This is a genomic window from Uliginosibacterium aquaticum (assembly GCF_012972705.2).
In the GTDB taxonomy this organism is placed as follows: Bacteria; Pseudomonadota; Gammaproteobacteria; order Burkholderiales; family Rhodocyclaceae; genus Uliginosibacterium; species Uliginosibacterium aquaticum.
On record NZ_JABCSC020000002.1, the window covers coordinates 494,738 to 507,107 of the forward strand.

Genomic DNA, 12,370 nt, shown 5'->3' on the forward strand with positions numbered 1-12,370 from the left:
CGGCCAGTTCGAAAAAACGGGGCGCTGCGGCGCCCCGTTTGCATTTCAAGAAAGTCCGTAGCGCTCTTAGAAGCTGTTCACGATCTGTAGCGAGAGGCCGTCAGCAGGGGCGAGGCAGGGGTTAGCAGAGCCTGCTCTGCTCTGCCGCAGCCGCAGCCGCAGCCGACAAGATCGGGGACTGCTTCTTACAAGCTGCGGTACATCTGCACATACCTTGTCGCGACGGCCTCGACAGCAAAGTTCTGCTCGATTCGCTGGCGTGCCGCCTGGCCGCGCGCCTGCAAAGCGGGCAGGCCCTCTCCAAGCGCCAACTCGATCGCATGCGCAAGCAACTCATCATCGCCGGGCTCGATCAACCAGCCGGTATCACCGATCATGCGCCCCGCATCGCCCACATTCGTCACCACGCAAGGCAAGCCACAACTCATGGCTTCTGCGACTGCATTCGGAAGCGCCTCCTGGATCGAGCTGAGCACACTCAGATCGCACCCAGCCAGCAAAGCGGGCACATCCTCGCGCGGCCCAAGCAGGAAAACCTTGCCCTTCAAAGCGACTTGCTCCACCAATGGCGCGAGCGCCGGATTATTTGGCGTCACGCCCAGGCCGGCGCACAGAAAGCGGGCCGCCGGCCAGGCCTCAGCCACCCATGCCGCCGCACGCAGAAAACCGGCGTGATTCTTGGCCGGATGCAGGCGGCCGATCATGGCGATCAGCAACTCATCATCCTGCACGCCAAGCATTGCCCGGCTCGCAGCGCGCGCGGCAGCGTCTGGCCGAAACAAGGCAGTGTCCAGAGCATTCGGCAGTACCAAGGCGCGCTGCGCATACCCCGCTGCCTCATGCTGCGCCACGGCAGCCTGCGCAACGTACAAGATCTTCGCTGCAAAGCGTGACAGCAGCGCATCGCAGCGGATCACCACACGTGTCGCCCGGCTTTCCAGTTCCGGGCGCGCCAGCGTCTGATGGATGCCGAGCACCACTGCCGCACGCGGCACAGCCAGGCGCGCAACCTGCGCAGCAAGGTTGCCGTGATACATCCAGCCCTGGATCACATCCGGCCGGAACGTGCGCACGACACCCCATAAGCGCCACAGCCCCATTGGCGTCGGGCGCGAAGGCGCCATGCCCAATTCAAATACTTCGACGCCCAATGCCCGAAGACTTTGCCCCACCGCTTGCGGCTCACGCAGCGACACCACTGCCACACTCAAGCCCTGCGCCTGCAAACCGGGCAACAGGCGCTCCAGCGCCCGCTCGGCACCGCCGACACCGAGGCCACTGGTGACGAACAACACCCGTCGCGGCATAGCAGCGGGCGTAGCCTCTGGCAACGAATGCTCGCGACCAGAGGCAGAGGCGCCGGTGTTCTTTCGCACTTTCAACCAGCTCAACCTGAACCACACCAGATAGGCCAGCGAACCGGCCAGCAGGACCCCAAGCAGTCGCCCCTCCTGCACACCTGCGCGCCAGGCTGCGAAAGTCGTCAGCGCAATCAGGGCTGCTGCGAGCCACAGCAGGCGCACCGCTCCGACTGTCGAAAGGCCCATTTCCAGCAACAAGTGGTGAGAGTGACCACGATCGGCCTGCATGGGGTTGCGGCCCTCGGCCGCGCGCCAGAAAGCCACCACAAACAAGTCGATGACCGGCACCGCCACCGGGGCCAGCACCACCGTCAAGGGCACGCGCTGCACCGCAAAGCCCTGCCAGGACAACGAGAGCGTCAGGATCAGCCAGCACAGCAGCATGCCGATCGCCAGTGCGCCCGCATCGCCCAGGAAAACCTTGGCGCGTGCCTGCCAGGGCCAGCGTGCATTCCACAGCAGAAAACCCAGCATCGCGGCGCACAGGATTGCCGCTACTTGCGCCAGCTCCGGTCGCCCGACCGCCTGGGCGGCAAGCGCCAGAGCCAGGGAGGCGATGGAGAGACAGCCGCCGGCAAGCCCGTCCAGTCCATCAATCATGTTGATCGCATTGAGCACGGCCACGATCATCAGCACCGTCAGCGGCTTGGCCGCCCAACCCAGATCCAGATGGCCCGCCATGAAGGGTAGCGGCATCGCGTAAAGCGCGGCCCCCGTAGCATAAACCAGCCAGCCCGCCGCCACGATCTGGCACAGGAGCTTGAAACGCGCCGAGAGATTGCGCGCGTCATCCACCAGCCCGATCACCAGCATCAGCAAGAGCGGCCCAGCCACCTCGGTCAGGACGCCCAGCCGCCCCGCCAGCGCGCAAGCCAGCACAAAACCGATCAGGACGGCCAGCCCCCCCACCACGGGTATCGGCGCGCCATGCTGCTTGCGCGCGTCCGGCATATCGATCAGGCGCAAACGTGCGGCATGCTGCGCCAGCCAGCGGCAGCCCAGCGCCGTCAGTACAAAGGCGGTGAGGATCACGACCAGGCTCATGCGCTCGCCCTCCCGGCTGCGCGGGCGTACACCGCCAGGGTCTGGGCGATCACCACCTGATCCGAAAAATTCGCTTCCACATGCCGACGCGCCGCTTCGCCCATGCGATGACGTTTCGCCTCGTCCTGCAGCAAATCGAGCAAGGCCTCAGCCAGCCGCTCGCCTTCGGCGGGAGGGACTAGATACCCGGTTTCGTCGTCCACAACTACATCGCGACAGCCTGGCACATCGGTCGCCACCATCGGCACGCCACAGGCCGCGCCTTCCAGCAAGGCGCGCGGAATGCCTTCGCCCTGCGTGCTGGCCAGCACCACAATGCTCGCAGACTGGTTCAGGGCCAGCACATCGCTGCGCTGACCCAGAAACTCCACTGCATTGCTCGCTCGCCAGCTTGTCAGCTCGGCTTCCGTCACGCTCTCCGGATTACCCGGATCCGGAGCCCCCGCCAACAGAAAGCGAACATCCGGCCGCACTTGGCGCACCCGCTGCGCCGCTGCGACAAAATCGGCAATCCCTTTGGAATGCAGCAGGCGGGCCATCATCAACACCGTTGTCTGTCGCGCCACGCACGGGGCAGGTTCGAAGTGGGCCGTATCGATGCCATCACCAGCAATCACTTGCACGCCACTTTTCGCTAGTACGCCGTAGCCGGCGAGGGTGTCGCGATTGTCCCGATTCTGGAAAATCACCTCCGTGCCACGCAGGGCCAGGCGGTAAAGGCCAAGCACTACCGGCCTGATCAGGCGCGCCTTGAGCGTATCCGCCAACAGCGCAAAGCCCAGGCCGGTCACCGAATTGACGATGCCCGCTATCCCTGCCTGACGCGCAGCGAAACTGCCATAGATCACGCACTTGATCGTGAAGTGATGAACCAGATCAGGCTGCTCCTCGCGATACAGGCGAGCAATCCGGCGGATCACGGCCAGTTCGGCCAGCGGATTCACGCCACTACGCGAAACAGGCAGCGGCTCCCAGCGAAAACCGAGTTCGCGCAAGCGCGGGCCGTAATCCCCGGGGGGCGACAGCAGCAAGACCTCATCACCCCGCGCGCGCAGAGCCTTTGCCAATGAGAGCTTGAAGTTGTAGAGGAACCAGTCCGTATTCGCGAACAGCACAATCTTCATGCCAGCCTGCGCCGCCAGCGGCTGCGCACTCCATCGAAATCAGTCATCAGCATCGCGCCACCATATACGCCCGCCGCCGCCATGATCTTGCTCAGCACGGCCAACCAGCTCGCCGCCGGCCATATCCACAGCAGCCCTCCCATCAGGATTGCCGCACACACAGGAGGCCAGCACAGTCCAAAAGGAATACGCGGCCGTAAAACCCCGCGCCCGGCCCACAAACTCACCACAGCCCCGGCACACTGACCCAGCAGCAAACCCAGTGCAGTGCCGGGCGTCCCCATTTCGGGCACCAGCAGCCAGGCCAGCACAAGCCCGCCTCCTGCCGATAATCCGATGCTAGCGGCGTGCCACCACACGCGCTTGGCCAGCAGCAGCGGCTGATCAAAGTAGTAGGCCTTCACCCCGGCCATCACCGCCGCTGCACTCACCAGCGCCAGCAGCGCTGGCGGCAGGCTCGCGAAAGCCTCGCCGTACAAGAGCGGCAGCACATCCGGCAGAATCAAGGCAAAGCCAAGCCCTGCCGGCAGGCTGATCGCCAGACCGAGCGCACCGTAACGCTCATAAAGCCTTTGCGCTTCGCTGCCCTCGCCACGCCCCCAGGCCTGTACCAGACGCGGATACCAGGCAGTACACAAACCGCTGAAGATCAGCCCCAGCGTTTGCTGGGCCAGATCCATCACCGCGCTGTAGCGGCCCAGCTCGGCCAGCGGCACCAGGCGCTCCAGCACATAGCGGTCCCCCCACAACAGCAGGTAACCCAGCAAGGAAGTCAGCAGCAGCGGGCCGCCGAAGGCCAGCAAATCGCCTCGCAAGCCGGGATCGCCTGGAATGTCGGGCGCGATCGCGGCAGGCCGCCAAACCTCCCCTGCCAGCAAGGCGGCCAACAGAAAAGCCATCGTCATGGCCACCAGCACGGCCTGAGCACCGCCTGCGATCTGCAAGGCGAGCACACAGAACACGCAAGCCATCAAGGCCTTGCTCACAAACTGCAGCGAGTAACGGGCGCTACGCTGGGCAGCGGCCAGGTACTGCCCGGAAAAATCGAACATGCCCTGCGCGAGCGCCATACAGGCGGCCAGCGACAGCAGCCAGGGCGCAAACGGCGAGTGGCCAAGCGCGTCCAGCCCCCACGCCACGCAGATCAGCAACAGCCCCGAGCCCAGCATTGTTCGCCGCAGCAGTCGAAGCAAGGCCTCGCGTCGATCTGCCTCAGCGTAAAACCGTGCCAGGCTCGCGTTGATCGGATTGAACAACACCAGCGTCACAGCGGCTGCAGCAGCCAGTGCCAGGGTCAGCTGCCCATACCGCTCGGGCCCCAACCCGCGCACCACCAGCGCCAGGGTCAGCATCGCCAGAGCGCCTGACGCGATACGTGTCGCGATATAGGCGGCCGAAGCGCGCAGACTCATCGCACAACTCCCGGCAGGCTGCGCACCAACTCAATCCAGCGCTGCGCAACAAGTGGCGCGGCAAACGTCAATGCGCGCTCACGCAGGGCCTCCCCAAGCGCTTTCCGCTCAGCTTCCGGTAAGGCCAGCACGCGCGCCATATTCGCCGACAACGCAGGCACATCCTCAACCGGGCTCAACTGAGCGTGAAACGCCGACCCGAGAATCTCGGCCGGACCGTAAGGGCAATCCGTCGACACCACAGGGCAGCCCGCCCCCATGGCTTCCATCAGCACATTGGACCAGCCTTCGAAACGCGAACTCACTACCAGCAAACCCGCGCGACGATAGAAGGGCTGCAAGTCCGCCTGCCACCCCATGCAATGCACATCCTGCAAACCCTGCCGGATGATCTCCGCCGCCAGCCAGTCCCGATCAGGTCCATCGCCAACAATCAGCAATGGCGGCCGCGAACGTGGCAGCGCTGCGTGAGCCGCCAACAGGATATCCAGCCCCTTGGTATGACGATCCAGGCGACCGGCAAAGAGCGTAAATCCCGTGTCAAAGCTATCCGCCATCGTACTGTGTGCCAGCACATATTCAGGCGCTGTTACGGCCAGCGGATTGGGAATGCTGTGCAAGCGCTCAAGCGGCAGCCGCATGCTGCGCGCCATCTCGACTTTGACGCCTTGCGACACGCCGACCACCGCAGCCGGCCACCGATAGCAACAAGCCATCAGCACGCGGCGCGCGCGCCCCAGCCACAAGGGATTGTGATGCATGCTCACGATCAGGCGCTGGCACCAGCCCCCTTGCAAGGCAGCCAGCGTACAGGCCAATCCGGCCTCATCCATGAACGCCAGCACTGCGTCCGCTTGCCAGCCGCGTTCGATCTCGGCAATCGCCTGCACGCGCAACCGAAAGGCTCGCAACTTCGCCAGCAAGCCGTTCTGAGCCGGAAGCCGCAGGTCCTCGATCGGAACCCCGAAATCGAAACGTTCAGCCCCCACATGCCAGGCCACGACCCGCAACTGGTGCACGCGAGACCATTCGCGCGCCAGGATTGCAGCCACCTGCTCTGCGCCACCGCCATGCACTGTCGGGATTACAAGCAGGAGTTTCATGCCGGAAGAGATTCCGGCAAAAGCCGGCCACGCGAAGGGAAGCGCGCAGTATACCGTCAGCCCGCGCCCCGCCCTTCATTCCAGTCCGGAATGAAGGCGATATGGAGAAGCGAGCATCAGACAGTATTCAAGCGCGACCCGAAAAGTCGCGAGTGTCAAACCGATGGAAAATAGTCGGCGATCAAAGACAGCTGCGCCCGGCAAGCTTCAGTCCGGGCAGGTCCTGCGCATCAAAGCCCTGAGCCCACTCGCGCAAGGCCGGACGATGATAGGAAAAGCCATCACACAAAGCCACCGCCAAACGATCCAGCGAAGCAGTTTTCTGCGTCACCGCATAAGCCTCGCCGCAGCGCATCATCATGTACCAGCCCGGTTTGTAGTGCCAATGCGCGTCACAACGCTCAGCAATCTGCGCCGCACCCGGCTCATCTGGATGCCAGCTCTGCAAACGCAAGCTCTCCGCATGCAAGGCAAACACAGAAAAGCGTGACACCTTGTCGAGTTCGGCGCGCGCCGCCTCTCGCGTCGCCATTGAAGTGTTCGGCTCTTCTGAGCCCAGCCGCACATAGGCTTCACGCACTGCAAACCAATCATGCGCAATCCATGTCAGCACGCCCAAACCAACAACGGAAACCGAGACCCCTACCCAGCGCGGAATCCGTACTACCCGCAGGCTCTCATCCTCAGCATCCGCAATCCCCATGCACAAGCCGAAAGGAATCAGGAAATAGGTGTACCAGAGCGGGTACTCCACCATGCTATGCGCACCAATCACCCCCACTACGGCCAGACACCATACGCTGGTCGGCGTAGGCGCACGCCGCAGATGACGAATGAACCACCAGGCAATCGCCCCCGTCACCAGCAAGGCGACGGGCACTCCAAACTCCACCGCCAGATTCAGCGGCAAGTTATGCGCATGCTCGGCAAACTTCGGAAATTTCTCGGGCGGAGTAAGGAACATCGCATCGATGGACGCCTTGTAGAACGAGCCCGGCCCCTGCCCCAACCAAGGATGTTCCTGAATCGCCAGCCAGGCTGCCTGCCAGTTATACAGCCGTTGCCCGTTCGAGCCGGCATCCCCCGCACGCTCGAGCGAAGACGTCACCCCGAACACATCCAGAATGTTGCCGTAAGCCACCAGCAACTGGGCAACAACCGAACACAGCACCACCACCAGCAAAGCCCGCCCAACACGGCGCGCTTCATCACCGCCACGCCATTGCGCCCAAGCGCCCAAAAATGCGAATACAAAGGTATAGAGCCAGACACTTCGCGACGCCGAAGCCGCTGCCGCCAAGCTCAGCCAGGCAGCCAGCCCGATCATCCACCAAACGTTCAGGAGCTTGCGCGCATGCAGGAAACACAGCGAGCCCAGCCCAAGAAACACCAGATCCGCATAGTGATTGGCCTGGCCGATATTGCCGAAGGCCTGCAGATACATCTTCGGCAACACCAGACCGGCGGAAGGCCAATTCGCAAGTTGGACCAGCGCCGCAATCGACTGCAAAACAGCACATACCAGCAGACCAGTCGCCACCCTATCGCCAAGAGCCCCTTCAGCCTCCGCTCTGCCAGACAAGCCCAGCACCAGACACAGCAGAAACACAGCCCAATAGATCGCATAGCCAGCTGAATGACCCGCCGGCCAGAAAACCATCGCCAGCACCGCACACAAACCCAAGCCAAACACCCAGCTGCTCCGCAGCCGCAGGCCTGGCGCTGAAGGCTGCGCCCAGACACCGAAACCCAAACCTGCAGCCAACGCGGCAAGCCACTCCGCATACGCCACGGTTTGCGGGTTGTGATGAAGGCTCAACAAGGTCGGCGCGGACAGACCAAAAAAAATCAAAGCCCCGGAAAATCTGTGCAACACATCAAAGCCCATCCAATTCATCCACGAAACCCGCTCACAAGAAAATCGCACAAGGCTTCGCATCGAAATCAAACCGGGCGTAACCTTTGCCAGCGACTGCTTACGCGGCGCGAACAAATAGCACGCATTAGCGCACGGACTCGCCGCGTCCGGACGAATTATTTGGGACGGCACGCAAAGCTACAATCTGGAAAGTAACAAAGTCATCGCTTGGCGTGATCTTCCAACCAAACTGAGCCAGAAATCTTGCGTAACAAATTTTCCGCCTCAGCAACAATCTGACCAATTCTTGCGTAATAGAAGCCCGAAGGCCACAGCAAGTTTCTGCTGTGTGTAGTCCCCCGCTGGCATAGAGAGCACAGATCGCAGCGATTGCGCACATATTGACGGAATCTGTCGATGAACGCCTCTACTCTTCAGGCCGTTTTTTTAGTCTCGTGATACTCCTGCTCGGTATTCACCTCCCACAGGGCCTTGCGGCTGGTGATGCCCTCGCGGATGTTGCGGACTGCCTCGATGGCGGTGAGCATGGAGTGGTCCTGATTGTTGTAGCGGTGCTGGCCGTTGCGACCGAGGCAATACAGGTTGCTGATTGCATCGAGGTGGGCGCGCAAGGTGTCGAATTCGCCGTAGCTGCCGAAGTAGGCCGGGTAGGCTTTCTCGATGTGGATCCGGCAGGTGTCGAGGATGTCTTCACGATCGAGGATGTCGATCTTGATCAGTTCCTGCACGGCGTACTCGATGAAGTCCGCATCGCTCATCTTCCAGATTTCATCCTGATCCGAACACATGTATTCGAGGCCGATCCAGGCATTTTCCGGATCCGCCACCATGTAGGGCGACCAGTTGTTGAAGATCTGCAGGCGGCACAGTTTCACGTCGCGCTCCTGGATGTAGATCCAGGTGTCCGGCACGATGTCGCCCACGGTCTTGATCGCGGTTTCGTTGCGGATCCGCAGCTTCTTGGCCAGCACGCCGACGGTCATGAAGTCGCGGTAGGGAAGGTCGCGGGCGATGCGCTGCACATCGGCGCTGACGGCGTCACCGCTGAGGCTGGCCACCAGATCCTTGATTGGCATGGTGGAGAGACACAGGTCGCATTCGAAGCGCTGCTTCACGCCATCGCACTCGGCGGTCACGGCAATGATCTTGCCGCCTTCAACCTCGATGCCGCTCACCTTGTAGCGCATCAGGATCTGGCCGCCCATCTTGCGGATGTCGTCCGCCACGCATTCCCACAGCTGGCCCGGGCCGAGCTTGGGGTAGAAGAATTGCTCGATTAGCGAAGTCTCGGTCTTCTTCTGGCGCAGATCCTGATCCTTGCCGCCGGGCAGAAGTTTTTTCAGTGCGGCAAACACGGCCTTCGAGAGCGAGAGCCCCTTGATGCGCTGAGCACCCCATTCCGAGGAGATCTTGCGCGGATGCACGCCCCAGACCTTCTCTGTGTAGTCCTCGAAGAACATGCGGTAGAGCGGCTTGCCGAAGCGGTTGATGAGGAAGTCTTCGAGCGAGTCTTCCTTCGGGCGCTTGAAGATTTGTGCGCCGATGTAGCCGAAGCCCGCCACCATGGTGCGGAAGATGCCCAGATTCAGCACGGTCTGGGCCTTCAGCGAAATCGGGTAATCGAAGAATTTGCGCAGGTAGAAGATGCGCGAGATGCGCTCGCGGATCAGCATTACGCGGTCCACGTTTTCCGGATTGGGACCGTCTTTCGCCCAGGGTTTTTCCTTGCCGAGCAAGGCATCGTCGCGCGAAGGAGCGCCTTGCAACGGCATGCGGGCGGCCCACCAGTCCATCACGGCGTCATTCTTGGAGAAGAAGCGATGGCCGCCGATATCGATGCGGTTGCCCTTGAAGTTGATGGTGCAGGAGATGCCGCCGATGCGGTCGGTGGCTTCAAGGATGATGGGCTGGATGTCGCTGCCTTGCGACAGGAATTCGAAGGCGGCGGTCAGACCGGCCGGGCCAGCGCCAATGATGAGGGCGGTTTTTTTCATGTCAGGCTCAGCGGAAGAAAACGAACAAGCGGCGCAGGCCGAAGTTCCACACCAGCACCAGGCCGGCGATAAAGGGTTTGGTGAGTTTCGGGCTCAGTTGGGCGATATCGACCGCCAGCCACATCAGCAGCAGAGTCAGCAGCAGGCCGCCGATGCCGATCACTGTGAACACGATGAAATCGCGCAGCGTGGTAGCACGGGTGCCGCGCCAGACCCAGGTGATGCACAGCAGGTAGTTGGTCGCGAGGCCGGCGCAGAAGCCTAGTAGTGTGGCGACGGCATAGTGCAGGCCCAGATTCAGGGCCAGCCACAGCACGCCATAGTCGACGGCAAAAGCCAGACCGCCGACCAGCAAGTAGCTGAAGAATTCACGCAGCAAGCGAAACTCAGAACCATCAAGCTTCAAAGAGGTTTCCATATAAATCCGTAAAAAAATTCACAATTCTTATAAGCCAAACGCCAAACACCGAAGCAAATATCAATACTTACCAACAAAGTCTTTACATCGATAAAGATAATAAGTCATGTTTTTATCTTTAACCATTCCGCCTTTGATTTTCCACGAACCAATCGCAGGCGCATTCAATGCATCATCCAGAACCAAATAACCCAACTTACCTTCAGACTTACGGCACGCATCCGCCACTACATCATTATCAATCCGGCAATGTGATTGCTCCCCTTGCAATGAATTAACCACACTGCAAATTTGCCGCTGAACTTGGACAATCTCCATTACATCTTTTCGTTTATATGCTTCCTCAGCCGTACCGCGACTAAACGCCAAACCCGCTGTTTGCTGACCATCAAAATACACGGGGCGATTCAAAATAAGCCACGGAGCCAACAACTCCCCATCCCAAAAAACCTGAGCACCCGGTTCAATTTCCACGCCAAAAATATTTTCTGAATTTTGAGCGGATTCAATGTATTGAGTCCACACGGTTCTCCGATCCCAACTCTGAAATGCATACAACAAACCCAAGACTAGAAAAAAAATTAAAAACGCGCGAATCTTGACTATATGACGCCACAGGGCTACCCCCCCTGCCATCAACGTCACCGCGATCAAAGGGAAACTCAAGAGCACAAACTCCTCCCGGAAATGTGATCGGTCTCCACCATATTTCTCGGAAAGCAGAAAAATCCCGTAAGAAAACTTGAGTACTCCCAAAAAAATCACCCCAACAACCACCGCAAAGAGCAGTTTCTGGATACTAGCGCTGATTTTTCCTTCAATGCGGGGCAAGAACAAATACAACAACATCAAAATCGGAACAACAAAGGGCGAAATCCCTAAGCCACCGGTTTGCACGCCAAAAGCCAGACACGCCAATAACAACAGGGTTCGCAGTGAACGCCCGCCCTCAAGCCGGACAGAGCTAATCAACAACCAAGGCGCTGCCGCCATGGCAAACCAGTGAAGAATCCAATGCATCCGCCACAACTGCAGGCTAGTTGGCAAGACCAAGTGAAGACCATCAGCCAACACAGCAGACGCTACAAAAGCTACGCCAGTCGCCAACAAGACGGAACGGGCAAAACGCGACATCAATTCCGATGAGGCTCGCTGCCAAGTTAAAAACGCCACAAACAAATCAAGCAGCAAATAAGCATACGCATCAGGCTGCCAGGAAAAAACAAAAAGATGGGGACTGGGTACAACAATCCACTTAAACCACTGTTCGTCATACACCTGTACCAACTTCCCCGCCGGCGCCCATCCCATCAAGCCCAGCGCAAACAACAACACCCCCGGCCAAAGCAGATGCAACCAGCGCCGGTCGGCAAGCACCAGATCCAGCCAAACCAGCAAAACGGCAGGCAAAGCTTGCAAGGGATGACAAACCGCCGCCAGCATCCAAGCCATCAAGGCCCATACCCGCCGATTTCCGAACCAGAGCGCCAGAGCCAACAACACCAAAGGCTCGGCTACGGAGCGGGCGGTAAAAAATGGTTCCAGATAAGCAAATATCTTATGACCACCATAGCCGGCTGGCATCACCAACAAGGCCAGCAAGACCCAGAAATGGAAAGTCTCAGGAAAAAGGCGACGCACCAGCAAACCAGAGGCCAACAGAAAGCACAGGCTGGAAGCAGCAGTCAGCCACATGAATAACACCGGAGCAGAGACCCCAGTCGCCTGTAACAAAAACGCCACGAAATCCGGAAACAGCGTAAAGCTTGCCTGGCTACCAAAAGCAAAAAATAGATCCAGACCAAACTCATCCGGCCGTGCTCGCAACAGGGCCTGCCCCAGATACAAAATCGAATCGTGCCGGAGTCCATGATAAGGATGCAGATAGACCAGCAACAAGGCAAGCAACAGAAGCCCGGCAAGGCGGGGGAGCACGGTAAGCTTTGACATGATTAGCTAAAAATAAAGACGCTACGCGCCGATTGGCACTGTCAAAAAGAAAGGCGGCCGAAGCCGCCTTCTTTTCTCACATCAA

Annotated in this window: 8 protein-coding genes; all 8 read right to left on the minus strand. The window is 60.0% G+C overall.

Annotated elements, in window-relative coordinates; genetic code table 11:
- Positions 1-185 precede the first annotated feature (185 nt).
- On the minus strand, positions 186-2,405 hold the full coding sequence (locus tag HJ583_RS09750; RefSeq protein WP_170021735.1) for a glycosyltransferase: 2,220 nt from the start codon (positions 2,403-2,405) through the stop codon (positions 186-188).
- Positions 2,402-3,529, minus strand: a complete 1,128-nt coding sequence (locus HJ583_RS09755) for a glycosyltransferase family 4 protein (protein WP_170021736.1) — start codon at positions 3,527-3,529, stop codon at positions 2,402-2,404. The genes HJ583_RS09750 and HJ583_RS09755 overlap by 4 nt, the downstream gene beginning before the upstream one ends.
- Complete coding sequence (locus HJ583_RS09760; protein WP_170021737.1) at positions 3,526-4,941, minus strand: oligosaccharide flippase family protein; 1,416 nt, start codon at positions 4,939-4,941, stop codon at positions 3,526-3,528. Before HJ583_RS09760 ends, HJ583_RS09755 begins: the two co-directional genes overlap by 4 nt.
- The gene (locus HJ583_RS09765) at positions 4,938-6,044 is read right to left on the minus strand and encodes a glycosyltransferase (protein WP_170021738.1); all 1,107 of its coding nucleotides are present in this window, start codon (positions 6,042-6,044) and stop codon (positions 4,938-4,940) included. Before HJ583_RS09765 ends, HJ583_RS09760 begins: the two co-directional genes overlap by 4 nt.
- Before the next feature lie 181 nt (positions 6,045-6,225).
- Entirely contained in the window at positions 6,226-7,737 is a 1,512-nt protein-coding gene (locus HJ583_RS09770; RefSeq protein ID WP_170021739.1) for an O-antigen ligase family protein, read from the minus strand.
- Positions 7,738-8,336: 599 nt separating this feature from the next.
- The gene (locus HJ583_RS09775; RefSeq protein WP_170021740.1) at positions 8,337-9,917 is read right to left on the minus strand and encodes an NAD(P)/FAD-dependent oxidoreductase; all 1,581 of its coding nucleotides are present in this window, start codon (positions 9,915-9,917) and stop codon (positions 8,337-8,339) included.
- 7 nt (positions 9,918-9,924) lie between these two features.
- Complete coding sequence (locus HJ583_RS09780; protein ID WP_170021741.1) at positions 9,925-10,335, minus strand: GtrA family protein; 411 nt, start codon at positions 10,333-10,335, stop codon at positions 9,925-9,927.
- Positions 10,336-10,395: 60 nt separating this feature from the next.
- Entirely contained in the window at positions 10,396-12,285 is a 1,890-nt protein-coding gene (locus HJ583_RS09785; RefSeq protein WP_170021742.1) for a hypothetical protein, read from the minus strand.
- Positions 12,286-12,370 lie beyond the last annotated feature (85 nt).

Coding starts and splice junctions, on each gene's coding strand:
- HJ583_RS09755 (WP_170021736.1), bottom strand. CDS start 3,529: ATGAAGATTGTGCTGTTCGCGAATACGGACTGGTTCCTCTACAACTTC.
- HJ583_RS09765 (WP_170021738.1), bottom strand. CDS start 6,044: ATGAAACTCCTGCTTGTAATCCCGACAGTGCATGGCGGTGGCGCAGAG.
- HJ583_RS09760 (WP_170021737.1), bottom strand. CDS start 4,941: ATGAGTCTGCGCGCTTCGGCCGCCTATATCGCGACACGTATCGCGTCA.
- HJ583_RS09785 (WP_170021742.1), bottom strand. CDS start 12,285: ATGTCAAAGCTTACCGTGCTCCCCCGCCTTGCCGGGCTTCTGTTGCTT.
- HJ583_RS09780 (WP_170021741.1), bottom strand. CDS start 10,335: ATGGAAACCTCTTTGAAGCTTGATGGTTCTGAGTTTCGCTTGCTGCGT.
- HJ583_RS09775 (WP_170021740.1), bottom strand. CDS start 9,917: ATGAAAAAAACCGCCCTCATCATTGGCGCTGGCCCGGCCGGTCTGACC.
- HJ583_RS09750 (WP_170021735.1), bottom strand. CDS start 2,405: ATGAGCCTGGTCGTGATCCTCACCGCCTTTGTACTGACGGCGCTGGGC.